The 24,342-nt window shown below is 73.4% G+C and carries 21 protein-coding genes; 10 read left to right on the forward strand and 11 right to left on the reverse strand.

Annotation, left to right across the window (positions count from 1 at the left end; translation table 11 throughout):
• Positions 1-4,950 (reverse strand): beta-ketoacyl synthase N-terminal-like domain-containing protein (locus ACIBIW_RS36250; RefSeq protein ID WP_399342721.1); only part of this gene is annotated, 4,950 nt, incomplete at its 3' end.
• A gap of 262 nt (positions 4,951-5,212) precedes the next feature.
• Here ACIBIW_RS36250 and ACIBIW_RS36255 point away from each other — a divergent pair.
• On the forward strand, positions 5,213-6,256 hold the full coding sequence (locus ACIBIW_RS36255; protein ID WP_399342723.1) for an FkbO/Hyg5 family chorismatase: 1,044 nt from the start codon (positions 5,213-5,215) through the stop codon (positions 6,254-6,256).
• 132 nt (positions 6,257-6,388) lie between these two features.
• On the opposite strand, the gene ACIBIW_RS36260 is transcribed toward ACIBIW_RS36255, so the two are convergent.
• On the reverse strand, positions 6,389-6,886 hold the full coding sequence (locus ACIBIW_RS36260) for an AtaL-like protein (protein WP_399342724.1): 498 nt from the start codon (positions 6,884-6,886) through the stop codon (positions 6,389-6,391).
• 216 nt (positions 6,887-7,102) lie between these two features.
• On the opposite strand from ACIBIW_RS36260, the gene ACIBIW_RS36265 reads away from it, so the two are divergent.
• Entirely contained in the window at positions 7,103-7,657 is a 555-nt protein-coding gene (locus tag ACIBIW_RS36265; protein WP_399342726.1) for a hypothetical protein, read from the forward strand.
• 278 nt (positions 7,658-7,935) lie between these two features.
• Positions 7,936-8,376, forward strand: a complete 441-nt coding sequence (locus ACIBIW_RS36270) for a Rieske (2Fe-2S) protein (protein ID WP_399342728.1) — start codon at positions 7,936-7,938, stop codon at positions 8,374-8,376.
• Between the two features lie 51 nt (positions 8,377-8,427).
• Here ACIBIW_RS36270 and ACIBIW_RS36275 read toward each other — a convergent pair whose 3' ends face one another.
• A complete protein-coding gene (locus tag ACIBIW_RS36275; protein ID WP_399342730.1) occupies positions 8,428-9,372 on the reverse strand; it encodes a LysR family transcriptional regulator in 945 nt (314 codons plus the stop codon).
• Between the two features lie 74 nt (positions 9,373-9,446).
• Here ACIBIW_RS36275 and ACIBIW_RS36280 point away from each other — a divergent pair, with 74 nt between their 5' ends.
• Complete coding sequence (locus ACIBIW_RS36280; protein ID WP_399342733.1) at positions 9,447-10,430, forward strand: DMT family transporter; 984 nt, start codon at positions 9,447-9,449, stop codon at positions 10,428-10,430.
• Here ACIBIW_RS36280 and ACIBIW_RS36285 read toward each other — a convergent pair.
• On the reverse strand, positions 10,421-11,755 hold the full coding sequence (locus ACIBIW_RS36285; protein WP_399342736.1) for an aminotransferase class I/II-fold pyridoxal phosphate-dependent enzyme: 1,335 nt from the start codon (positions 11,753-11,755) through the stop codon (positions 10,421-10,423). The two genes, ACIBIW_RS36280 and ACIBIW_RS36285, sit on opposite strands and share 10 nt — an antisense overlap.
• Positions 11,756-11,866: 111 nt before the next feature.
• Between ACIBIW_RS36285 and ACIBIW_RS36290 the strand changes: the two genes are divergently transcribed.
• From ACIBIW_RS36290 to ACIBIW_RS36300, 3 genes are all read left to right on the forward strand, one after another.
• A complete protein-coding gene (locus tag ACIBIW_RS36290; RefSeq protein ID WP_399342738.1) occupies positions 11,867-12,532 on the forward strand; it encodes a pyridoxamine 5'-phosphate oxidase family protein in 666 nt (221 codons plus the stop codon).
• A 152-nt stretch (positions 12,533-12,684) separates the two neighbouring features.
• Positions 12,685-13,419 carry a TetR/AcrR family transcriptional regulator gene (locus tag ACIBIW_RS36295; RefSeq protein WP_399342740.1) on the forward strand — a complete coding sequence of 245 codons (735 nt, stop codon included), beginning with the start codon at positions 12,685-12,687 and terminating at the stop codon, positions 13,417-13,419.
• Positions 13,416-14,174 carry an SDR family oxidoreductase gene (locus ACIBIW_RS36300; protein ID WP_399342742.1) on the forward strand — a complete coding sequence of 253 codons (759 nt, stop codon included), beginning with the start codon at positions 13,416-13,418 and terminating at the stop codon, positions 14,172-14,174. The genes ACIBIW_RS36295 and ACIBIW_RS36300 overlap by 4 nt, the downstream gene beginning before the upstream one ends.
• A 22-nt stretch (positions 14,175-14,196) precedes the next feature.
• Here the strand turns inward: ACIBIW_RS36300 and ACIBIW_RS36305 are convergent, their stop codons facing one another.
• From ACIBIW_RS36305 to ACIBIW_RS36315, 3 genes are all read right to left on the reverse strand, one after another.
• A complete protein-coding gene (locus tag ACIBIW_RS36305) occupies positions 14,197-15,174 on the reverse strand; it encodes a DMT family transporter (RefSeq protein ID WP_399342801.1) in 978 nt (325 codons plus the stop codon).
• A 248-nt stretch (positions 15,175-15,422) separates the two neighbouring features.
• Entirely contained in the window at positions 15,423-15,938 is a 516-nt protein-coding gene (locus tag ACIBIW_RS36310; protein WP_399342744.1) for a Clp protease N-terminal domain-containing protein, read from the reverse strand.
• Between the two features lie 270 nt (positions 15,939-16,208).
• The gene (locus ACIBIW_RS36315; RefSeq protein ID WP_399342745.1) at positions 16,209-16,850 is read right to left on the reverse strand and encodes a PadR family transcriptional regulator; all 642 of its coding nucleotides are present in this window, start codon (positions 16,848-16,850) and stop codon (positions 16,209-16,211) included.
• A gap of 174 nt (positions 16,851-17,024) precedes the next feature.
• Between ACIBIW_RS36315 and ACIBIW_RS36320 the strand changes: the two genes are divergently transcribed.
• Both ACIBIW_RS36320 and ACIBIW_RS36325 read left to right on the forward strand, forming a co-directional pair.
• Complete coding sequence (locus ACIBIW_RS36320; RefSeq protein WP_399342747.1) at positions 17,025-17,534, forward strand: DUF2199 domain-containing protein; 510 nt, start codon at positions 17,025-17,027, stop codon at positions 17,532-17,534.
• Between the two features lie 74 nt (positions 17,535-17,608).
• Positions 17,609-18,934 carry an MFS transporter gene (locus ACIBIW_RS36325; RefSeq protein WP_399342749.1) on the forward strand — a complete coding sequence of 442 codons (1,326 nt, stop codon included), beginning with the start codon at positions 17,609-17,611 and terminating at the stop codon, positions 18,932-18,934.
• 36 nt (positions 18,935-18,970) lie between these two features.
• Here ACIBIW_RS36325 and ACIBIW_RS36330 read toward each other — a convergent pair whose 3' ends face one another.
• The 4 genes from ACIBIW_RS36330 to ACIBIW_RS36345 form a co-directional block, all read right to left on the reverse strand.
• Positions 18,971-19,963 carry an ABC transporter substrate-binding protein gene (locus ACIBIW_RS36330; protein ID WP_399342751.1) on the reverse strand — a complete coding sequence of 331 codons (993 nt, stop codon included), beginning with the start codon at positions 19,961-19,963 and terminating at the stop codon, positions 18,971-18,973.
• A 158-nt stretch (positions 19,964-20,121) separates the two neighbouring features.
• Positions 20,122-20,886 carry an ABC transporter ATP-binding protein gene (locus tag ACIBIW_RS36335; protein WP_399342753.1) on the reverse strand — a complete coding sequence of 255 codons (765 nt, stop codon included), beginning with the start codon at positions 20,884-20,886 and terminating at the stop codon, positions 20,122-20,124.
• Between the two features lie 55 nt (positions 20,887-20,941).
• The gene (locus tag ACIBIW_RS36340) at positions 20,942-21,781 is read right to left on the reverse strand and encodes an ABC transporter permease (RefSeq protein ID WP_399342755.1); all 840 of its coding nucleotides are present in this window, start codon (positions 21,779-21,781) and stop codon (positions 20,942-20,944) included.
• Between the two features lie 389 nt (positions 21,782-22,170).
• A complete protein-coding gene (locus tag ACIBIW_RS36345) occupies positions 22,171-22,917 on the reverse strand; it encodes an IclR family transcriptional regulator (protein WP_399342757.1) in 747 nt (248 codons plus the stop codon).
• A 180-nt stretch (positions 22,918-23,097) separates the two neighbouring features.
• Between ACIBIW_RS36345 and ACIBIW_RS36350 the strand changes: the two genes are divergently transcribed.
• Positions 23,098-24,339, forward strand: a complete 1,242-nt coding sequence (locus tag ACIBIW_RS36350) for a cytochrome P450 (protein WP_399342759.1) — start codon at positions 23,098-23,100, stop codon at positions 24,337-24,339.
• Positions 24,340-24,342: the final 3 nt, after the last annotated feature.

Here is a 24,342-nt window from a genome sequence, read left to right on the forward strand (position 1 = left end):
CATCACCGCAAACAACACCGGCTGCACCACATCCACCCGACCCAACAAACCCCCATCCCCAAGAGCCTCCAACACCGACCAACCAGCCAACTCCCCAACCAACCGATCACACTCACGCATCACCTCCGCAAAGACCGCCGACGACTCAAGCAGCTCCACCGCCATCCCCACCCACTGCGCCCCCTGCCCGGGGAACACAAACACCCGCCGACCCGCCGCGCCCAGGACTGTCCCCGACACGGCGGCCACGCCACCCACGGGCGTGCCCTCCCCGGCCAGTTCTGCGAGCCCCGCCGTCAGCTCGCCGTCGTCTGCGGCCACCACCACGGCCCGGTGTTCGAACACCGACCGCGCCAACGCCGCAGAGCCGACCGCGCCGACCGGGACCGCACCACCCTCCAGCGCCGCAAGCCAACGCCCCGCCTGCCCGGCAAGCCCCTCACGGCCACGCGCCGACAACACCACCGGCACCGGACCGTCACCACTCGAGGCCGCCACGACCGGCTCGGCCGCCAACGGAGCCTGTTCCAGGACCACATGCGCATTGGTCCCGCTCACCCCGAACGACGACACCGCCGCACGGCGCGGACGCTCCCCCACCTCCGGCCACCCACACGCCTCGGTGACCAGTCCGACGGCGCCCGCCGACCAGTCCACGTGCTCCGTCGGCTCGTCCACGTGCAGGGTCGCGGGCACCATGCCCGCCCGCATCGCCATCACCATCTTGATCACACCGGCCGCCCCGGCGGCGGCCTGGGTGTGGCCGATGTTGGACTTCAACGAGCCGAGCAGCAGCGGCCGTTCGGCCGGGTGCTCCTGGCCGTACGTCGCCAGCAGTGCTTGCGCCTCGATCGGGTCGCCCAGGCGCGTTCCCGTGCCGTGTGCCTCCACGACGTCGACCTCGGACGCCGATACCCGGCCGTTCGCCAACGCCTGCCGGATCACCCGCTGCTGCGAAGGGCCGCTCGGCGCCGTCAGGCCATTGGACGCACCGTCCTGGTTGACGGCGCTGCCGCGCACCACCGCGAGCACCCGGTGCCCGTTGCGGCGGGCGTCCGACAAGCGCTCCACCAGCAGCACGCCCACGCCCTCCGCCCAGGCGGTGCCGTCGGCCGAGGAGGAGAAGGACTTGCAGCGGCCGTCGGGCGCGAGGCCGCGCTGGCGTGAGAACTCCACGAAGACGCCGGGGGTCGAGAGGACCGCGACGCCCCCGGCGAGGGCGAGCGTGCACTCGCCCGACCGCAGCGCCTGCACCGCCCAGTGGAGGGCGACGAGGGACGACGAACAGGCCGTGTCGACCGAGACGGCGGGGCCTTCGAGGCCGAGCGCGTAGGCGACCCGGCCCGATGCCACGCTGCCCGCCGAGCCCTGGCCCACGTACCCTTCGAGGTCGTCGGGGACCGAGCGCAGCCGGGCCGCGTAGTCGTGGTACATCACCCCGGTGAAGACGCCCGTGCGGCTGCCGCGCAGCGACGCCGGATCGATCCCCGCCCGCTCAAGCGCCTCCCAGGACACTTCGAGCAGCAGCCGCTGCTGGGGGTCCATCGCCAGCGCCTCACGCGGCGAGATACCGAAGAATCCGGCATCGAACTCGGCGGCGTCGGGCAGGAATCCGCCGCGGCGCACAGCGGAGGTGCCGGGGTGGTCGGGGTCGGGGTCGTAGAGGCCGTCGAGGTCCCAGCCGCGGTCGTCGGGGAAGTCGGTGGTGGCGTCGCCGCCCGCTGCCACCAGGTCCCACAGGTCCTCCGGGGAGGTCACACCGCCGGGCAGACGGCAGGCCATGCCGACGATCGCGATCGGCTCGTCGGGGGCCATGGCGACGGGGGTGTCGTCGGTGGTGGCGGTGTGTCCCTCGATCAGTGCGGCGAGATGGGTCGCGACGGCGGCCGGGGTGGGGTGGTCGAAGACCAGGGTGACGGGGAGGGCGAGTCCCGTGGCGGCCACCAGGCGGTTGCGCAGTTGCAGGGCGTTGGCCGAGCTGAGTCCCAGGTCGCGGAAGGAGCGTGCGGTGTCCACGGCCGCCGCGGAGTCATGGCCGTAGACGGCGGCGGTCTCGGCCGCGACGACGTCGAGCAGGAAGCCGGGGCGTGCTGCGGGTGCTATCAGGGAGAGGCGTTCTCCGAAGTCCGCGGTGAGCGGTGCGGGGGAGGCGGCGGTGCCCGGGGTGGTGGGGTCGGTGGCGGTGTGGTGGGCGGCGTCGTCGGGGTGGAGGGCGAGCAGGTGGGCGTCGTCGGCGCCGAGTGCCGCGTCGAAGGCGGCGAGCCGCTGCGCGGTGGTCAGGCGCCCCCAGACGAGGGAGACGGCGGGCAGGCCGCGGGCCCTGCGGCGCTGGGCGAGTGCGTGGGCGTAGGCGGTGGCCGCGGTGTCGTGACCCGGTGCCGGTGTCGAGGGCGAGGTGGTGGACAGCAGGACGAAGGCGGTGAGCCGTCCGGTGAGTTCGTGGAGGTGGGTGGCGGCGGCGATGGCGCGGTGGGTGGTGTGCTCCGGGTCGTCGGTGTGCGCGGATGTGTCGGGGCGCGGGTCGACGGTGTGGACGACGGCGGTGACCGGGTGCCTGAGGCCATGGAGCAGGGTGGTGAGGGCGTCCCGGTCGGCGGGGTCGCAGGCGGCGAAGAGGACGCGGGCGCCCAGGGCGGTGAGTTCGGCGCCGAGGCGTGCCGCCTCCTGGTCGGCCTGGCCGCGGGGGCTGACGAGCAGGAGGGTGCGGACGCGGTGCGCGGCGGCGATGTGGCGGGCGATGTCGGCGGTCTCGGGGCGGTCGGCACCGGTGATGAGCACCGCGCGCCGCGGGGCGTTCAGGGTGGCGCCGTCGCGGCGGACGGTGGAGGACACCGCGGTCAGCCGGGGGACGAGGGCGATGCCGGTGCGCAGGGCGAGTTCGGCTTCGCCGGTGGCGGCGGCGAGCGCGGTGGTCAGGGCCTCGGTGGAGGCCGGGTCGCCGTCGGTGTCGACGAGGGTGACACGTCCGGGGTGTGCGGCCTGCTGGACGCGTACGGGGCCCCGGGCGGCGGCGTGGGCGAGGTCGGCGATGTCGTCGGTCGCGGCCGGGGGTACGGCGCCGCGGGTGAGGACGGCGATGTGGGAGGCGGCGAGTGCGGGGGTGGCGAGGAGGGTGGCGAGCTGGTCTGTGAGGTCGTGGGCGAGCCGGGGCGCCGCCTCGTCGTCGGGAAGGCCGGTGGTGGGTGGGCAGCAGAGGAGGACCAGGGCGGGGGCGGGCTGTCCGGTGTCGAGGGCGGTGCGCAGCGCGTCGGCGTCGGGGTGGGTGGCGGTGTGTTCCGTGGTGGGCTCGTATGCGGTGGGGTCGCCGAGTACGGCCACGGTGGTGGGTGGTGTGGTGGCGGGGGCGGTGGTGGCGGGCAGTGGGGTCCAGGTGACGCGGAAGAGGTTCTCGTGGTGTCCTGCGCCGGTCGCGAGGAGGCGTGCGGGGCGTTCGAGGAGTGCGTGCCTGATGGCCTTGCCCGAGCCGGTGCGGGGGATGGAGTCGGTCTCGTATATCTCCTCGGGGACCTTGAACGGGGCGAGTTCCCTGCGGCAGGCCGCGAGGATGTGCGCCGGGTCGAGGTCGCGGTCGCCGCGGACGACGAAGGCTACGGGGACCTCGCCCAGGATCTCGTGGGGCCTGCCGGTGGCGGCGGCGTCCGCGACGCCTGGGAGGGCCGCTATGACCTGTTCGATCTCGCCGGGGTGGATGTTCTCGCCGCTGCGGATGATGAGTTCCTTGATGCGTCCCGTGATGGTGAGGTAGCCGGCGGGGTCGCGGCGTGCCAGGTCGCCGGTGCGGTACCAGCCGCCGGTGAGCGCGGCGGCGGTGGCGTCGGGCTTGTTGTGGTAGCCCACCATGACGCTGGGGCCGCTGACCCACACCTCGCCCTCGCCCCCGGTAGGCGCGTCGGTGCCGGTGTCGGGGTCGACGACGCGGACGCCGAGGCCGGGCACGGGCAGGCCGCAGGAGCCGTCGACGCGGGTGCCGTCGGGCCAGTTGACGGCGATGAGTCCGCAGGTCTCGGTGGAGCCGTAGCCGTCGAGGAGCGGGACGCCGAAAGCGCTCTCGAAGTCGGTGCGCAGGGCGGAGCCGCTGGACGCCCCGGCGGTGAGGCAGACGCGCAGCCCTGACACGGCGCCCTCGCCGTCGCGGGCCGAGCGCAGCAGGCTGTGGTACATGGTGGGGACGCCGACGAGGAAGGTGTGGGGCTCCTCGCGGAGGATGGTGAGCACCTCGTCGGGGTCGAATCCGGGCATGACGCGTGCGGTGGCGCCGACGGCGGTCACCCCGATGACGCAGAGGATGTGCGCGAGGCTGTGCGAGAGGGGGGCCGGCCACAGCATGCGGTCGGACTCCGACAGGCCGAGGATCGCGGCGTAGCAGGCGGCGACCGACCACAGGCAACTGCGCTGGGTGGACAGCACGCCCTTGGGGTTGCCCGTGGTGCCGGAGGTGTAGAGCATCCAGGCGGCGTCGTCGAGGCGCAGGTCGTCGCGGGCGTCGGCGGCGGGCTCCGACTCGGCGAGCGCCTCGTAGGAGTGGGTGCCCGCGGGGACGGGGGTGTCGCCGGTGACGAGGACGGCGAGGTGGTCGCGGGCGGGCAGCAGGCGGCGCACCTGTTCCAGGTGGGCGTGGTCGGTGATGATGACGCGGGCGCCGCTGTCGTCGAGGAAGTGGGCGAGTTCGGTGTCGGAGGAGAGCGGGTTGAGGGGGACCCCGATGGCGCTCGCGCGGGTGAGCGCGAGGTAACTCTCCACGGCCTCCACGCAGTTGCCGAGGTACATGGCCGCGCGGTCGCCCGGTTGCAGCCAGCGGGCGCCGAGGTGGCCCGCGAGGCGCCGGGTGCGGCGTTCGAGGCCGCGGTAGTCGACGGAGCGCCGCCCGTCGCCGAAGGCGATTTTGTCGCCCTGTCGTTCGGCGTGTTCCTTGATGAGTTCGGGAAGCGGTCGGATCAGTTCGGTTCGCACGTCGCCATCACGCCTCTCGGAACAATGGGGGGGCACTGCTCGCGGCAGCACTTCGATTCTGGTGCCACGGGCGTGGAAACGGGGAGGAACGGCCCCCCTATCGGCCGGGCGACCCCCCTAGTCCCCCTAGGTTTCGGCGGTGGGATGGTGCGGCTCGAATGGTGGGTGGCGGTGGGGCGGTAGCTTGTGATTGGCCCGCGAGGGCGGCCCTTTTCCCGGGTCGCGTGCGTCGGCCTCCGTCGATACCACAAGAGGAACCGAAATGGCTGGTCTTTCTTCTGCGACGCGCCAACTCACCCCCTATTTCTGGGATATCGCCGCGCCCCTGGGTGCCGGTGACCCGTATCACGACACGGCGGCGGGACTCGGGGCGAACGTCCTCGGGGCCGTCAACTACACCGTGGCCGACGCGGCTCCCCGACTGCGTTCCGGATTCCCCGAGTTGAGCCTGCACATGGCGCGCTCGACGCGGGAGTCGTTCGCGGAGGTGTGGCTGACCGACGCCCCGGTGGAGGTCGGGCAGCGGGGCGGGGTCGCCTACGCGTACGACGGCGATCACGTGTTCTGCGCCGGCCGGATCGAGCCCACCGGGAATTACACGCGCAGCACGCGGACGGCCTATCTGGCCGCGTTCGACATCCTCGCGGAACTCGGCTGCACCAGCGTGTTCCGTATGTGGAACTTCATAGGCAGGATCAACGAGGAGAACGCGGAGGGCCTTGAGATATACCGGGACTTCTGCCGGGGCAGGGCGGAGGCTTTCCGGGAGTGCGCGCTCACGGGCGAGCAGTCGCCCGCCGCCACCGGTATCGGTTCGCGGGGTGAGGGCATCGGTTTCTACATGCTGGGGCGGCGCTCTGGCGGGCATGCGAACATCGAGAATTCACGGCAGATCTCGGCGTTCAACTATCCGCCGCGTTACGGGCCGAAATCGCCGAAGTTCGCGCGGGCGACCCTGCTGAAGAGCCGCGACCTGGGTGAGCGGGGCCGGATCTACGTGTCGGGGACCGCGAGCATCCTGGGGCACGAGAGCAGGCACGAGGACGACGTCGACGCGCAGTGCGAGCTGGCGCTGCGGAACATCTCCCATCTCGTCGGCCCCGAGAACCTGACCCGTTACGGTGTCGCCGGGCGGAGCATCCTGGACCTGCGGAACATCAAGGTGTACGTGCGCAGGGACGAGGACATGCCGCTGGTGCGCAAGCGGTGCGAGGCGGTGTTCGCGCCGGAGGCCGAGGTGGCGTACCTCAACGTCGACGTGTGCCGGCGCGAGCTGCTGGTGGAGATCGAGGGGATCGCCTTCTGAGCCGGGGCCGTCCACCGTGTCGCGCGCGGTGGGCGGCCGGGCTTGCGTCGGCGACGGGGCGGGCCGAGGACGCCGTTGTCCTCGGCCCGCCCCGTCCGTGTGCGTCCGCGGTGGGTGTCGCCCAGGGCCGCGTCAGGCGGGGGCGGAGGCGGGCACCGTCTCGCCGAGTACCGCCTTGCGGAGGGTGGCCGCGGTGGACACCGCGGTCTCCAGGACGGCCTGTTCGACCTGCTCCAGTACCCCCGCCACCTCGCGGATACGGGTCACGGTGCGGTCGGAGAGCACGTTGACGAGGGTGTAGGTGTAGCGGCCCTCGGCGTCCCGGTCCAGTTCGTTGCGGACCTCGGTCATCTTGGGGTCGTCGACCACCTCGAAGCGCACGCTGTAGCGGTCGCGGCGGGGTGTGACACGTTCGAGGACGGCGTCCTCGCCGTAGAAGACGGCCTCGCGCAGGAAGCCGTCGGGGTAGCGTTCCACGATCCTGCAATCCGTGATCGCGGGCACGTAGTCGATGGGGAACTCTGCCTTCCGCACCAGCCAGTCGAACAGCTTGTCGTAGCTGAAGACTTCGCCGCCGGGGTCGTCTTCCGTCTGGTTGATCACGACCGTGTGGGTCACCGCGATCGGCATCTCATACTCTCGCTTTTCCGTGTCGGCAGCGTGACGAAGCGACACTTCCGAGGTCGGGGAGGGGAGAATCCCGGGCAACGTACACCGCGGGCGCACCCCGCAGAAGGGCCGGTGTTCCACCGCCCGTCCACTGGGCGGGAACCCCGTGGCCGGGCACGTGCCCCGCCCGCTGGAAACCCGCTCGCGCGGGGAGCGGAGGGTTGGCAGGCTGCCGCCATGGATCACACGGAGGTACTGCTCATCGGGGGCCGGGCCGGGGTCGGCAAGACGACGGTGGGGTGGGAGGTGTCGGTGCTGCTGCGGGCGGCCGAGGTCGCGCACGCGGTCGTCGACGGGGACTTCATGGGGCAGGTGCATCCGGCCCCCGAGGGCGACCGGGACCGGGCACGGATCACGGAGGAGAACCTGACGGCGGTGTGGGCGAACTTCGCGCGACACGGCTACCGGCGGCTGGTCTACACGAACACCCGGAGCGTGCTGCCGGAGGCCACGGGGATGTTCGAGCGCGCCATGGCGGACGAGGCGCGGATCGTGCGGGTCCTGCTCACGGCGTCGGACGCCACGGTCCGTGAGCGGCTCGGCCGCCGGGAGATCGGCTCGGAGCTGGACCGGGAGCTGGCGGGCAGCGTCCGCAGCGCGCGGCTGCTTGACCGGCGGGCGGCCGCGGGGACGGTACGGGTGGCGACGGACGGGCGGGACGTCGGGGACATCGCGCGCGACACGGTCGCCGCCACCGGCTGGATCGGGCGGGACGGCGCGGGCCGCCGGTGACCGGGCGGGGGCGCGGTAGCCTCCGTGGGGCGTCGTCGCAGGCCGACGGGGTGAGGCGAGCGGGTCGTTGACACATCCGGGTGGCGCGGGGCGCGGTCCCGGAGCCGAATCGGCGGGCGGGCGTTGAACAGGCGGCCGGGCCGGTGCGTACGACACCCCGACAGGTGCCGCGCGGGCCCGGCACCGCCGCCCGCGGCCCTGCGGGTCAGGCGCCCGCGACCACCGGCACACCGCCAAGCAGGGCCGCACGGCCCCTACCAGCACGGAGGCAAGCACGTATGAGTGTTCCGCACGTCCCCACCCCCACCCGTCGCACGGTCGTCGCGGCCGCGGGCGCCGTCCCCCTGGCCCTCGGTCTCGCGGCGTGCGGCTCGGGAGGCGGCTCCGACTCGGGCTCCTCGTCCGCCGCATCGGACTCCGGCGGGTCGGGCGGCAAGGTCCTGGCGAAGACGTCGGACATCCCGGTCGGCGGCGGGAAGGTGTTCGGTGACGACGGTGTCGTGGTCACACAGCCGAAGAAGGGCGACTTCAAGGCGTTCTCCAGCACCTGCACCCACCAGGGCTGCACCGTCGCCGATGTGGCGGGCGGCACCATCAACTGCCCCTGCCACGGCAGCAAGTTCTCCATCGAGGACGGCAGTGTGAAGCACCCGCCGGCGCCCGAGGGCCTGGCCACGGAGAAGATCCAGGTGTCGGGGAGCAGCATCAAGACGGTGTGACCCGGGCGCGGGGTGGGGGCGGGCGGCCCCGGCCCACCGCCGCGCGCGGGTTCAGGGTGCGGCGTCCGCGGTGGCTTCCGCCCCGCGCTGCTGTGCGGCGAAGTGCTCCCCGGCCCCGCGCAGCGCCTCGACGGCGGCCCTGACGGACGGCCTGCGGTCGCCGTCGGCGCGCCACACCGCGTACACCTGGCGCCTGACGCGCTGCCGCACCGGCACCGTACGCACCCCGGGTGGCACCGGGTCGCGGCCGAGCCGCGGGGCCACGCACACCCCAAGTCCCGCGCCGACCAGTGCGAGCTGGGTGTGCTGCTCGCCCGCGCGGTGTGCGACGCACGGCTCGACGCCGCTGGCGCGCAGGGTGAACAGCAGCCACTCGTCGCAGAACTCGCCCTCGGGCCAGGTGATCCAGTCGTCGTCGGCGAGCTGTTCGAGGTCGATCTCGGCGAGGCCGGCCAGCGGGTGCTTCTCCGGCAGTGCGACATCGGTGGGGTCGTCGAGCACGGCGGCCTTGGCGAGCCCGGCGGGCAGCGGCAGCGGTTTGTTGTACCAGTCGAGTACGACGGCGAGGTCCAGGTCGCCGCGGACCACTCCGGCGACCGCGCGCTGCGGCTCCTCCTCCCGGGAGCGCGCCCGCAGCCCGGGGTGGCGCTCGCGCAGGGTGGCGAGCGCGGTGGGCAGGAGGCCGCGGGCCGCGGTCGGGAAGGCCGCGATACGCAGCTCGCCGACGGCCTGGCCGCGCTGGGCCTCCAGGTCGGCCTGGGCCAGTTCGAGCTGGGAGAGGATACGGGCGGCGTGCTGCGCGAGGAGCTGGCCCGCGTCGGTGAGCCGGATACCGCGGCCGTGCTTGGCGAGCAGCCGCTGCCCCGCCTCGTGCTCCAGCTTGGCCATCTGCTGGGAGACGGCGGAGGTGGTGACATGGAGACCGGCCGCGGCGCCGCTGACGGAGCCGTGCCGGGCCAGGGCGTCCAGGACTCGCAGGCGCTCCACATTCAACATGTAAGCAATGCTAAGCGGTACCAGGAAAAAAGTCTCGCTTGTACTAAGAGAACGGGTGGCCGACGCTGGGGCACATGACGACCTCGCCGACCACCAGTGCCGCCGCACCCGCCATCGCGTCCGCCACCGCACCCGCCGCCGGGCCCGCCACCCGTGCCGTGGGGCAGGCTATCGACTGGCGGCTGAGGTTCGCGCTGCTGTCGCTGATCTGGGGGTTCAGCTTCCTGCTGATCAAGGTGGGGACGGGCGCGTACGCACCGCTCCAGGTGACGTTCGGGCGGCTGCTCTTCGGCACCCTGGTGCTCGCGGCGGCGATGGCGGCGAAGCGCCAGGGGCTGCCGCGCGAGCCGCGCACCTGGGGTCATCTCGCGGTGGCGGGGCTGCTGTTGAACGCGCTGCCGTTCTCGCTCTTCGCCTTCGCCGAGCTGACGATCCCGTCCACGCTGGCGGGCATCTGCAATGCCACGTCGCCGCTGTGGGGCATGGTGCTGTCGGTGGTCGCGCTCTCCGAGGACCGGCCCACCAGGCGCCGGGTGGCGGGTCTCGGGCTCGGCTTCCTCGGTGTGCTGACGGTGCTCGGCGTCTGGCAGGGCTTCGGCGGCGTCGACCCGCGCGGCACCGCGCTCGCGCTGCTGGCGTCGCTGAGCTACCCGGTCGGCTGGATCTATGTGCGCCGCACCCTGGGCGGCTCGGGGCACTCCCACCTGTCCCTGGCGGGCGGCCAGTTGCTGCTGGCGACCGTCGAACTGGCCGTCGTCACGCCCTTCTTCACCTCGGTGCCCGACGAGTTCCCGGTGCTGCCGCTGCTCGCGGTGGCGGCCCTGGGGGCGCTGGGCACCGGGTTCGCGATGCTCGTGCAGTACGGTCTCGTCTCCGAAGTGGGTCCGACGACGGGGCAGATGGTGACGTACTTCGTGCCGGTCATCGCCACCGCCGCGGGGGTGACGCTGCTGGGCGAGCCGCTGAACTGGTCGACACCTGTGGGGGCACTGGTGGTGATCGCCGGGGCCGCGCTCACCCAGACACGGTCCGGGCGCGGGGCCGCGCGTCAGTCGTAGCGGCGCGCGGGCGCGCTGCTCACCGCGGCGGCCACGGCGTCCGCGAGCGGCTCGATATCGACGGCGGTCAGCGGTGACACGGTGATCCGCACCGCGTGCCCGCCGCCGCCCGAGCGGTAGCGGGCGCCGGGTGTGACGGCCCAGCCCGCGTGGAGGAGGCGGGCCACCGCCGCCGTCTCGTCGGGAACCGTCACCCACACGTTCATCCCGGTGCGTCCGCGCGCCGGGATGCCGCGCGCCGCGAGCGCGCGGATCAGCGCGTTCCTGCGGTGCCCGTACGACGCGGCCACGGTGGGGGCGGCACCCGCGCGGGCGCGCCACACCTCAAGTACCGCCCGCTGGTGCAGCCTGCTGACCCAGCCGGGACCGAGCCGCTGGCGCCCCTCGACCAGGTCGACGGTGACCGCGTCCCCCGTGAGCACGGCGAGCCGCAGGTCGGGTCCGTACGCCTTGGACGTGGAGCGGGCGAGCGCCCAGCGCTCGGCGGCGGGCGCGAGAGAGCACAGCGGCTCGTCCACGATGCCGTGCCCGTGGTCGTCCTCGACGAGCAGCACCCCGGGGTGGCGGGCGAGCACGGCGCGCAGCCGTTTCGCGCGGGGCCCGGTGACCGCGGCGCCCGTGGGGTTCTGGGCGCGGGACGTCACCACGAGGGCGCGGGCGCCCGAGGCGAGCGCGCGGTCCACGGACTCCGGCAGCGGCCCTTCGTCGTCGACGGCGAACGGGGCGGGCACCAGGCCGAGTGCGGGCACCAGGTCGAGGAAGCTGCTCCATCCCGGGTCCTCCACGGCGACGGCGTCGCCCGGCCTGAGCCTGGCGGCGAGGACGCGCTCCATCGCGTCGAGCGCCCCCGAGGTCACCGCGACGGGTCCCGCGGGGACCCCGTCGGCGTCGAGTTCCGCGCGCGCGTGCGCCGCGAGGCCGGGGTCGACCGGGGCGTCACCGTACTCGACGGGGCGTGCGTCGTAGGCGGCCGCCGCCCGCGCGAACGCCTCGGAGAGCGGTGGCAGCAGCACCGGGTCGGGCCCGCCCTTCGTCAGGTCCCTGACGCCCGGCGGCACTTCGGGCATCGGCATCTCACGCGCGGTGGTGACGGGGCGGGGGCGCACCCGGGTGCCGCGGCGGCCCGCGGACTCCACCACGCCGCGCTCGCGCAGCGTGCGGTACGCGGCGGCCACGGTGTGCGGATTGACGCCGAGCCGCGCCGCCAGTTCGCGCATGGGCGGCAGGGGGGCGCCGGGTTCGAGGGAGCCCGCGCCCACCGCGCGCTCCACGCTCTGCGCGATCTCCGCGGCACGCCGCCCCGTGATGGGATATTCTTCTAGCACAAACTCTATTTTGTACTAGCGCAAAAATATCGGCAAGTCGGGACACCGGCGCGCCGCGCCGAAACCGCCGCGGTCCCGCGCGTGTCCCGACGGGCCCGGAGGGAGACGGCCATGTCCGACCCAACCGCCTACACCCCCACCGCGCGCACGGTCCCGACCCGCTCGGGCGACCGCGCGTCGTACGACCGCGCGCTGGTGCACCGGGTGCTCGACGCCAACTGGCTGTGCCATCTCGGCTTCGTGCGCGACGGCGCCCCCGTGGTGCTGCCGACCCTGTTCGCCCGGGTCGGCGAGCGCCTGTACCTGCACGGCTCGTCGGCCTCGCGGCCGGTCGCGGGCGCGCGGGGCGGGGCCGACGGGATCGCCGCGTGTGTGACGGTGACCCAGGTGGACGGCGTGGTCCTGGCCAGGTCGGCGTTCCACCACTCGGTCAACTACCACTCGGTGGTGGTCCACGGCAGGGCGCGCCTGGTGACCGACGCCGCGGAGAAGCGCGCGGCGCTCGACGCGGTGGTCGACCACGTCGTACGGGGCAGGGCCGCCGACTCCAGGCCCCCGACCGCCAAGGAGCTGGCCGCGACCGGGGTGCTCGCGCTCGACCTGGCGGAGGTCTCCGCGAAGGTGCGCACCGGGGGCCCCGACGACGACGCGGCCGACCTGGGGCTGCCGCACTGGGCGGGCGTGCTCCCGGTGCGCGGCGGCTACGGGGCGCCGGTGCCGTCCGACGACCTGGCGGACGGGACACCGCTGCCCGCGTACCTCACGCCAGGAGGCTGACCCGCGCGGCGCGCGCCGCCGACACCACAGGGACCCGGAGGGGCCCGGCCGCACCATGGCCGGGCCCCTTGCCGTACGCGCCGAACACCCGGCCAATAACAGCGATTAACCCCACTCGATAATCACGCTACCGCTGGCGTACTATCGCTTCCATGGAAACGAAAACACGGATACTGGAGGCGGCGGCCGAGCTGCTCGCCAAGTCGGGGAGCGGTGACATCTCGACGCGTGCCGTGTGCGAGGCGGCGGGCGTCGGCCCCCCGACGCTCTACCGGCACTTCACCGACAAGGAGGGCCTGCTGACCGCCGTCGTGGACTTCGGCTTCGAGCGCTACCTGGCATCGAAGCGGGCGGCGGTGCCCTCCGGTGACCCGGTGCGCGACCTGCGGAACGGCTGGGACAGCCATGTCGCCTTCGCCCTCGCCAACCCCAACGCGTACAAGCTCATGTACTCCCCGGTGGTCAAGGGCCGCTCGGAGGCGGCGACGGAGGCGCACCGGATGCTCACCGAGATCGTCGGGCGGGTGGCCGCCGCGGGGCGGCTGACGGTGCCGGTGCCGGTCGCCGCCCAAATGATCATGGCGGCCAATGTGGGCGTCGCCCTGTCGGCGCTCTACCGGCCCGAGACCAACGCCGACCTCGGCTTCTCCCCGCTCGTCCGGGACGCCGTCCTCGCCTCCGTCACGACCCACGCGGCGGACAGCGACGGCCCCGCCGCCGCACCCGCCCCGGCGGCCGCCGTGTCCGCGACCGCCACCACCCTGAGCGCCCAGCTACGCCGCAGCCAGTCGGAGACGCTCACCCCCACCGAGAAGGCGATGCTCCAGGAGTGGCTGGCCCGCCTGGAGCGCCACGACCACGCCCAGAAGGGACCTGACCACCCATGACCGAGACCCCTGCCGAAGCCCGCACCGACACCCCGCGCGTCGCCCTGGTCACCGGAGCCTCAGGGGGCATCGGCCGGGCCGTCGTCGAGCGGCTGACCCGTGACGGCTTCGCGGTCGCCGTCCACTACGCGGGCAACAAGAAGAGGGCGGACGACCTGGTCGCGAAGGTGACCGAGCGGGGCGGCCGGGCGATAGCCGTCGGCGGCGACGTCGCCGACGAGGACGCGATGCGCGCCGCCTTCGACGCGGTCGAGACCGTGTTCGGCGGCATCGACGTGGTCGTCAACACCGCGGGCATCATGATCCTCGCCCCGGTCGCCGAGATGAGCCTCGACGACCTCGACCGCATGCACCGCACCAACATCCGCGGCACCTTCGTCGTCTCCCAGCAGGCGGCCCGCCGCCTGCGCGAGGGCGGCGCCCTCGTCAACTTCTCCACCAGCGTCACCCGCACCCAGTTCCCGAACTACGCGGGCTACGTGGCGAGCAAGGCCGCGGTCGAGGGCATGACCCTGATCCTCGCGCGCGAACTGCGCGGCAGGGACATCACCGTGAACGCGGTGGCGCCGGGGCCCACCGCCACCCCGCTGTTCCTGAACGGCAAGGACCAGCAGACCGTCGACAACCTCGCCCACGCGGTTCCGCTCGAACGGCTCGGCAGGCCGGAGGACATCGCCGAGACGGTGGCGTTCCTCGCGGGCCCGGCCCGCTGGGTCAACGGCCAGATCCTGTTCAGCAACGGCGGCCTCGCCTGAGGCGGGCCCCGGCGCCGCGTCGCTACCCGGGCGAGCCCGGGAGCGCGGCGGCGCGCGCGGACGCCGCCTCCGTCGCCGCCAGCCCCGTGACGGACGCGAGCAGCAGCAGCGTGCCCACCACCACCGGCACCGTCAGGTCCTCCCCGAGCAGCGCCACCGCCATCACCGCGGCGCTGACCGGTTCGAGCAGCATGATGACGGAGACGGCGGCGGACCGTACGGCGGCGGCGCCCGCGAAGTAGAGCGTGTAGGCGAGCGCCGTCGGCACCGTCACCAGGTACGCCATCAGTGCCGCGGTCTGCCCCGGGTGCGGCGCGGCGGGCAGCAGCCCCTCGGCCGCGGCGGGTCCGAGCAGGCAGAGGGCGGCCGCGGCGAAGGTGCCGGTGGTGGCGGCCGACGCGTCGAAGCTGCCGCCGCGCCCCCAGCGCCTCGTCAGCAGGGTCATCGTGGCGTACCCGGCGGCGGAGGACAGCGCGAGCGCGATGCCCGCGGGGCGCACCGGGCCCCCGCCCGTGCCGCCGCCGAGCACCAGCACGCCGAGGCCGACGAGGGCTCCGGCGACGGCGGCCACGCCCTTTCCGCCGAGGGGTTCGCCCATGGTGGCGCGGGCCCCGAGCGAGATCAGCACGGGCCCCGCGCCGACGGTGACGGCGGTGGCGACGGCGAGGCCCGTCAGGTGGACGGCGGCGAAGTAGGCGGTCTGGAAGAGCGCGAGCGAGACACCGGTGAGGGCCGCGCGGCCCACGGCGCGGCTTCGGGACACCGTACGGGGCGCGGGCCCGCGGACCCGCCCGGCCGCCAGCAGCAGCACGAGGCCGCCGGCGCAGCGCCAGAAGGAGAGGGCGAACGGGCCCATGGCGCTGACCCGGTAGAGCAGGGAGGCGGCGGCGCCTGCGGTGCCCCAGGCGACACCGGCGAGGGACAGGAGGACAAGGCCACGCCCGACGGGCAGGCCGGAGGCATGGGAGTGCGCGGTCGAGGACACGGGAGTTCTCCGCAGCGAGTCGTGGAAGCGGCCCCGTAGGGCCTTGACGTCGTCTGCGGGCAGCACCGTCCGGCCCGGCGACGGCACGCCGGGCTGCGAAGGGGGCCCGCCTCAGCGGGCGGGCGGGGGAAGGACAGCGCTGATCGGTGACACGCGGCGACAGTAAGCCCGGGCGACTTGGCGCGCAACGGGATTGGGGGGAACGGGAGATGCACCGTGTACGGAACGCGGCGGCGGGGCCGGAGCAGAGCCCTTCGGCGCGCTCAGCGCTCCCGGGCCGCGTGGTGTGCGGCGACCCGCAGTTCCACCTCGGGCACGGAGACCCCCGCGCGCTCCAGCACCTCGACGGCGCGGCACTCGGGGTCCCCGAGGAGGGCGGCGAGCAGGTCGACCCCCTCGGCGAGGGGTTCGCCGCGGCGGCCCGCGGCCTCGACGGCGCGCTCCATCGCGGTGGCGGCGGCCGGTGACCAGCCGGGGTCGGCGACGGCGGGCACCGAGCCCGAGTCCTCCACGGAGGTCTGCCAGCGCAGTCCGTAGCCGATGCTGCGCTGCACCAGGTAGCCGAGGAGCCGCACCACCTGGGTGCCGTCGGCGACGAGGCCGGGCACCTCGGGGTCGGATTCGAGCAGGGAGTGCAGCAGGTGCGCGGTGTCGATCTGGCGGTCCCCGTCCCGCACGGCGCGCCGCCTGGCCCCGGACACGACCGACAGCAGGGCGGGGCTCAGACCCGCCTCAGGACCGGCGGGGCGAGCGGCCCCTTCGGCGGGCTGCTGCGGCATACGGGATGGCACTCATTCACCTCATCAGCCACCGGTGCTTGCGGGCATCCGCGCCGGGAAGCATTCTCGACTGCCACGTTGGGTGGGCATTCCCGGACGTTTCTCCTCCTTGGGGATGACTTTCGAAGACTCGTCCCCGAGGGGGTCGCATTTTCGCCCCGTCTGCGCGCCCGGCGGCCGGGGCGGCGTACCGGTGACGCGTCGGATGCCCCGCGCGCGTACGCACGGGGCATCGGGGCCGGTGGGGGCGGGCGGCTCGCGGCGTTGGGCTCAGTCCTCGTCGGCGAGGATGCGGTAGAGCCGCTTGCGGGCCTCGTTGATGACGGCGACCGCCTTGTCGCGCTGCTCCTGGTTGCCGGTCTTCCAGACCTGGCCGAACGCTTCGAGCAGCCCGACGCCGGCCTGCCGCACCTCGTTCCAGACCTCCCAGTCGACGCCGCGCCCGGCCTCCTCCCAGGGGGCCTCAGGGCCCTCGTCCGCCGCGGCCCTGCCGGAGTCGGTGAGCGAGAACAGGTTCTTGCCGCCCTCGTTGGCGCTGCTGATCAGCCCCTCGTCCTCCAGCAACTGGAGGGTGGGGTAGACCGAGCCTGGGCTCGGCTTCCACGCGCCGCCGCTGCGCTCCGCGATCTCCTGGATCATCTCGTAGCCGTGCATGGGGCGGTCCTTGAGCAGGGCCAGGATCGAGGCGCGCACATCGCCGCGCCGCGCCCTCCCCCTGCCGCCGCCCCTTCCGCGTCCGCCGCCCCAGGGCCCGTGCGGGCCGAAGCCGGGCCCGAAGGGCCCGAAGGCGCCGCGGCGCCCCTCGAAGACCCCGGGGCCGTCCGAACCCTCGGGCCCGCCCCAGGACTTGGGGCCGCAGCCGGGCTGACCGTGACGGTGTCCGCGTCCGTGTTCGTGTCCGTACGCACTCATGGCTTACCTCCTCGACAAGATCGATCAACATCCCATCGTTGACCGATCACGATGCTTCGACGATATATCGGAAACAGTCGGAGAGCAAGCCCCCTCGTCCCGGCGGCCGCCCCGTCCCGGTCCGAGGTGGCCGAGGGCGTCCCCGTTCGGCTGCGGGGTCGGTAGGGTCTCGTCATGGACACTCACGACGGGTTCATCTGCTCGCGCTGCGGGGAGCGCCACGACGAACTGCCCTTCGCCTACACGGCACTGGCGCCCGACGTGTGGGACCCGGCGTACGAGCGGGACCCCCAGAGCATGCTCTCGTCCGACCAGTGCGTGATCCGGGGCGAGCACTACTTCCTCAAGGGCATGATCGAGATACCGGTGACCGGCACCGACGAGATCTTCTCCTGGGGCGTGTGGACCTCGCTGAGCAGGGAGAACTTCAGCCGCGCCGCCGACCTCTGGAACGTCACGGGGCGGGAGGCGGAGCAGCCGTACTTCGGCTGGCTGACCACCGACCTCGCCGCCTATTCCCCCAGCACCCTCAACCTCAGGACCCGGGTGCACACCCGCCCCGTCGGGCAGCGCCCCTATGTCGAGCTGGAGCCGACCGAGCACCCCCTCGCCGTCGAGCAGCGCTCGGGGATGTCCAGGGAGCGGGTCAGGGAGATCGCGGAGTCCACCCTGCACGGCGGCTGACCCGCACGCGCCCGCACGAACCCGGTCAGGGGACGGCTTGACCTCAACCGCGCTTCACCCCTGAGGCTGTGGGAATGCGCCTCGCCTCCCCCGCCCGGCTGTTGCCGCCGGCCTACCGGCCCCTCCTCGCGGACCGTCGCTTCTCCCGGCTGCTCGCCGCCTTCGCCGCCTCCGACCTGGGCGACGGCATGAGCGCGGTGACGGTCGCCTGGCTCGCGCTGCTGGTGGCGCCGCCGGGGCAGCAGGGCCTGTGGCTGGGCGCCGCGGTCGCCGCCTACGCGCTGCCCGGCGCCCTCGGGGCGCTGGTGTTCGCACGGCTGCTGCGCAGGCTGCCCCCGCGCCGGCTGCTGGCCGCTGACAGCACCCTGCGCGCCGTGCTGCTCGGCTCGATCCCGCTCGCGTACGCCACCGGTGTGCTGCACCCGGTGCCGTATGTATGCCTGCTCGGCGGGTCATCGCTGCTGCACGCCTGGGGCGGCGCGGGCAAGTACGCGCTGGTGGCGCAGATGCTGCCGGGCGGGCGGCGGCTGCCGGCCAACGCGCTGCTGTCGGCGAGCGGTTCCGTCGCCGTGATCGCGGGCCCCGCGGTCGCGGGCTTCCTGGTGGCGGCCGTACAGCCCGCGTGGGTGATCGGACTCGACGCGCTGTCGTTCGCGGTGCTCGCGGTGTATGTGGCGCGGCTGCCCGAACCGCACGCGGAAGTGGACGGCGACAGCGCGCCCGAGGGCCCTGGGCGTGCCGCAGGCGGGCTGCGACTGCTGCGCGGGCAGCGGGAGTTGCTCGGGATTCTCGCCCTGACCTGGCTGTTCTACTTCGTCTACGGGCCGGTCGAGACGGCGCTTCCGCTGCTGGTGGCGGAGCGTCACGGCGCGGGCGCGGGACTGCTCGGGGTGTTCTGGGCGCTGTTCGGGGTGGGTGCCGTGCTCGGCGGGCTGGCCTCGGGGACGCTGCGGGCGCTGCCGCTGTGGCCGGTGCTGATCAGCATCGTCGCGGGGTGGGGCGCGGTGCTCGTGCCGTTCGGGTTCCCGCTGCCCGCCGCGGTGCTGCTGGTCTGCTTCACGCTGGGCGGGCTGGTCTACGGGCCGTTCAACCCGCTGTCGTTCACGCTGTTCCAGAACCGTACGCCCGCGGGCCAGTTGACCACGGTGCTCGCGGTGCGCGGCGCCGCGCTGCTGGCCGCGGCGCCGCTGGGGACCGCGCTCGGCGGCCCGCTCACCGCCGCGCTCGGGCCGCGCCGCACCCTGGCGCTGTCCGGCACCGTGACGGTGGCCCTGGCGGCGGTGGCCGCGGCGGCACACGCGGTGGGTACCGCGCGCGGCGGCGCGCCGGGCGGCGTGGGTGTGGCCGCGCGGCGGGGCGCGGTGCAGGGTCCGCGGGAGCGGGAGGACTCGGCGCCGTGACCCGGCCGGGCCAGGGCCGGGTCACGGGCGGGGGTGTCAACCGGTGCCGAGGTCGCCGGCCACCTGGGTGGCGGGGGCCATGTCGTAGGCGGTGCGGACCTGTTCGAGGGTGACCTTCTTGCCGGACGACTTGCTGTCCTGGTCCGCCTGCGCGGTGAGCAGCGTGTCGTTGACGACGGGGTCGGAGGTGAGGTCGTCGTGCAGGGTGGCGAGGGTGAGGTCGGCCTCGTCGGAGGTGAGCTTGAGCTGCTTCTCCATGCTGCTCATCGCGTCGGGCGAGCCCTTGAGCAGGAACTGCACCGACTGCACCATGGACTTGATGAGAGCCTTCGACGTCTTCGGGTTCTTCTTGAGGAACGCCTCGGAGATGCACAGACCGGTGTTCGGCAGTTCCTGCCCGGCCTCCTTGGAGTCCAGGACGATGTCGGAACCCGACACCAGCTTCTGGGTCTTGGCGATCACGTCGATCGGCTCCCAGATGGCGTCGCCCTGACCGGACTTGAAGAGCGCGACCTGGCTGTTGGCCGCCGCGACCGGCAGCAGCTTCACGTCGTCGAGGACACCCTGCTCCTTGAGAATGGCCTTGATACGGGCGGTCGGGCTGGAGTTGCCCTGCGGCACGATGAGGGTCTTGCCCGCGAGGCCCTTCACCGAGCCGATGCCCTTGCGGGCCAGCAGGGTGTGACTGTCGCGGATACCGGCCACACCGACGTCGATCACCTTCACACCCTCCCCGTGGGCGCGCTCACAGGTGCCGACCTGGGCCGACGCCTGAAGGCTGCCGCGCATCACCGCGGCCGGGATCGTCGAGGGCGACGGGGTGGAGATGGTGACGTCGAGGCCGTTCTTCTTGAAGATGCCGCTGTCCACACCCACGTAGAGCCACGCCCAGTCGGCGCCCTCGATGGCCCCCATGTTTATCTTGCTCACCTCCACGTCGGCGGAGGCGCTCGACGGGGAGTCGGAGTCGCTGTCCGAGCAGCCGGAGACCAGGGAGACGAGGGCGACCGCCACGGTGCCCACCCCCACGACGCGTCCGGTTCTTGCGGGAGTGGTCCGGAGGTAGTGCACAGGCTTCCCCTTGGCTGAATGCGGTAAGGACGGTGTCATGTGAGGGTCGGTTCGTTCGGGTTGCGTCGGGTGGTCCCGGCGGCCTTGACTGCCGCCGCCCGCGTGGGCGCGTCCACCTACTCGCCGGAGATCTCGGCGCGCAGGGTGTGCACGTACTCGGTGAAGCGCGGCAGGTCCCTGGTCCCGGGGGTGCGCGGCCGCGGCAGGTCGATGTCGATGACCCTGGTGGTGGTGCTCGCGGGGCCGGCGGAGAGCACGATGACGCGGTCGGAGAGGAACACCGCCTCGTCGATCTGGTGGGTGATGAAGACGCTGGTCTTGCGGGTCATCGCCCACACGCGCAGGAGTTCGTTGCCCATCGACTCGCGGGTCTGCGCGTCGAGCGCGGAGAACGGCTCGTCGAGCAGCAGCAGATCGGGGTCGAAGGCGAGGGCGCGGGCCAGGTTGACCCGCTGCTGCATACCGCCGGAGAGCGTGGCCGGGTAGGAGTGGGCGACCTCGGTCAGACCCACGAGGTCGATGGCGCGGGCGGCCCGCTCCCGGCTCGTCTCCTTCTTCATACCCTGGAGTTCGAGCCCGTAGGACACGTTGCGGCTGACGGTGCGCCAGGGCAGCAGCCGGGCCGACTGGAAGACGACCGCACGGTCGGGGCCCGGCCGGGAGATCGGCTTCCCGGCCAGGCTGAGGCTGCCCCCCGAGTACGGGATGAGCCCCGCGATGGCGCGCAGCAGGCTGGACTTGCCGGAGCCGCTGCGCCCGATGATGGAGGCGAACATGCCCTCCTGCACCGCGAACGAGGCGTTCCCGACGGCGAGGTGGTCGGTCGCGCTGTGCTTGTTGTGGTAGCGGATCGCGACGTTCTGCGCGACGAGCTTGTCCATGGTTCGTCCTTCGCCCGGCCGCTCTGCCGGGCTCTCGTGAGGGTGGGCCTTGGGTTCAGTGGTTGGCCGGGCGCCACCGCTCGGCACGGGACTCCACCCACTTCAGCAGCTCGCTCAGCAGCAGGCCGACCACGGTCACGATGACCACCCCGGCGAACACCTGGTCCGGCTGGAAGTTGCTCGCGGCGCTGTTGATCATGTAGCCGACGCCCGAGGTGGAGGCCAGGAACTCCGCGACCACCATGCCGATGAGCGAGGTGCCGATGGCGATGCGGACCCCGGCGAGGATCGAAGGCAGCGAGCTGGGCAGCAGCACGGTCCACAGCAGTTGCCACGGCCTGGCGTTGAACGCCCTTGCCAGTTCGATGAGTTCGGGGGCGACGGTGCGGATGCCCGAGATGGTGTTGATCAGCACCGGGAACACCGACATCAGGAAGATGACGTAGACCTCGGTCTGCGTCCCGATGCCGAACCAGAGGACCAGGATCGGCACGAGCGCGATGCGCGGGGCGGCGTAGGCGAGGCTGACGGAGTAGTCGAGGGCGCGGTGCACCCAGCGGAACCAGCCCATGAGGATGCCGAGGACGACGCCGACCGCGACGGACAGCAGCAGCCCGAACAGGAAGGCTGTCCCGCTGTGTTTGCCGTCCGTGGCGAACTGGCTGGACGTCACGTAGTCCCAGACGGCGGGGGCGACCTTGGTGGGCCGCGACGCGAACGCCGGGTCGACGGCGCCGGTCCGTGAGGAGATCTCCCAGACCACGAGCACCACGACGATGGTGGCGACCCCGGTCAGCGGCCCCGCCGCGCTCCCCCGCCGCCGGGTGCGTGCGCGCCGCGGCGTTCCCCCGCCGCCACCCGGGCGCGCGGCCGGGGCGCCCGCCGGCTTTCTCATGGCCCGGGTCCCGTTGCCGCTCACCTGCGGTGCCCCCGGTGGCGGCGGGACGCCAGCCCCGCCTCGCTCGTGGCGGTGGCCGCCACTACGGTCTTCATCGTTCTCTCCCTGCGCATGTGAGGACCCGTCGGGACCGGTCGCGTCCCGACCCGGCGCTCTCGGCGCCTCCGGTGCCGACGCACCCCGTCCGCCTCGCCCGCACGTTCGATCTGTGCGGAGCGTGTGTACGACTGACGAACGGGGGTCCGCTAGGTGAACGACACCGTTGCACGCCGCACTGAGCGCGTCAAGGCCCCGGCGCAAGCCCTGCCCGGCCGCCGGTCAGCCCCCGTCCCGAGGGGCACGGGGGGTGCGCGCGGGGGGTGTTGGGAGGTGTGGCAGGGTGTCCCTCAGCGCTCACCCGGGCCCGACGCGAGCACCCGTGAGATGCCGTTGGCCGCCGTGCGCACGGCCGGGACAAGCGCCGCGGTGTGCGCCCCGTCCACCGGCACGACCAGGGACAACGCCGCCACCACGGCGCCGCGGCGCCCGGTGATCGGCGCGGCCACCGAGATCGACCCGAGGCCGAGCGCCTCGCGCGAGACGGCGGCCCCGGTCTCATGGATCGCGGCGAGCGCGGAGCGCAGCCGAGCGGGTGCGGTGAGGGTGTGCGGGGTGTACGCGGGCAGGGGACCGCTCAGCACCCGCTCCACGAACTGCGCGGACGCGTGGGCGAGGAGCACGTGTCCCAGGCCGCTCGCGTGCAGCGGCAGCCGGCCGCCCATCCCCGCGACCAGTTCCACCGCGCGGTGTCCCGACAGCACCTCGATGAGCAGCACCTCGCCGCCGTCCAACACCCCCAACTGCACGTTCTCCCGCGTGGTTTCGTAGAGGTCCCCCATGAACGGCAGTGCACTGTCGCGCAGTCCGTACGCGCGCGGCGCGAGCGAGCCCACCTCCCACAGCCGCAGGCCGACCGTGTACCGCTGCCGCCCGTCCCGCTCCAGAGCGCCCCAGCAGCGCAGTTCGTCGGCGAGCCGGTGTGCGGTGGACAGCGGGAGGCCGGTGGCGCGGCTGATCTCGGAGAGGGTGAGGGCGGGCCGCTCGTGGCTGAACGCGGCGAGCACGGACAGCAGTTTGGCGTTCTTCGTCGGCATTCCGCTCTCCCATCGGGTGTCGCCGCCGCACCCGACCGCGCCGGGCGGCGCCGAGGTGCGCCACACCCACCGCCGCCACACCCGGCTTCCGACATATGGAAGCCGCGTTGAATGTCCCGGCGAAGGCGATGTCTTCTCTTGTGACGGTCGCTTGAACAGGCGCGAGCACAGGAGGCCCGAGTGGCTGACGCACCCACGGACTGCCCCGTCTCGGACGTGGACCCGTTCTCCGACGGATTCCTCGCCGACCCCTTTCCCCCGCTCGCACACCTGCGGGAGCTGGGCGAGGTCTGCTATCTGCGTAAGTACCACGTGTGGGGGGTGGCGCGCCATGACCAGGTGAGGGCGGTCCTCGCCGACCACACCACCTTCTCCTCCGGGTACGGCGTCGGATACACCCACCTCGCGAGGGAGCGGCCCTGGCGCACCCCGAGCCTCATCCTGGAGGCCGACCCGCCGCTGCACACCAGGACCAGGGGCGTGCTGTCGCGGCTGCTGGCGCCGCGTGCGCTGCGGGAGATGAAGGAGACCTTCACCCGTGAGGCGACCGCGCTCGCCGAACGCCTGGTGGCCCGGGGCCGGTTCGACGCGGTCAAGGACCTCGGCGAGGCGTATCCGCTGAAGGTGTTCCCCGACGCGGTCGGACTGCCCGCCGAGGGGCGGGAGAACCTGCTGGTGTACGGCGGTATGACGTTCAACGGGCACGGCCCGCGCAACCACCTCTTCGAGGCCGCGATGAGCGGCGCCGACGACGTCAGGGAGTGGATCACCGGGCGGTGCGCGCGCTCGGCGCTCGCCCCCGGCGGGCTCGGCTCGCGGATCTACGACGCCGTGGACGCAGGCGAGTTGACGGAGGAGGAGGCCGCGCTGCTGGTGCGCTCGTTCCTCTCGGCCGGGGTGGACACCACGGTGGGCGCGCTCGGCTTCGCGGTGCGCCGGTTCGCGGAGCACCCCGACCAGTGGGACCTGCTGCGCGCCGACCCCTCACTCGCGCGCTCCGCCTTCGAGGAGGTGGTGCGGATCGAGTCACCGGTGATCGGTTTCTTCCGCACCGCGGTCGCCGACACCGAGGTGGGCGGCGCCCGCATACCCCGGGGCGCGAAGATGCTGGTCTTCTTCTCCGGCGCCGCCCGCGACCCGCGCCGCTGGCAGGACCCGGACGGTTTCGACATCAGGCGCCGCGCCGTCGGGCACACCGGGTTCGGGTCCGGCATCCACGGCTGCGTCGGGCAGATGGTGGCCCGCCTCGAAGGCGAGGCCGTGCTCGGCGCGCTGGCGTCCCGGGTGGCGCGCTGGCACCTCGACGGCGAGCCCGAGGTGCGGCTGAACAACACCCTGCGCGGCCTCGCCAGGCTGCCCGTACGCGTCGAGCCCGCCACGGCCCCGGCGCCTTCCGTCCCCGCCCCCGCCATGGAGGTCTGAGCA

The sequence above is a fragment of the Streptomyces sp. NPDC050560 genome, from assembly GCF_044457285.1.
Lineage (GTDB): Bacteria > Actinomycetota > Actinomycetes > Streptomycetales > Streptomycetaceae > Streptomyces.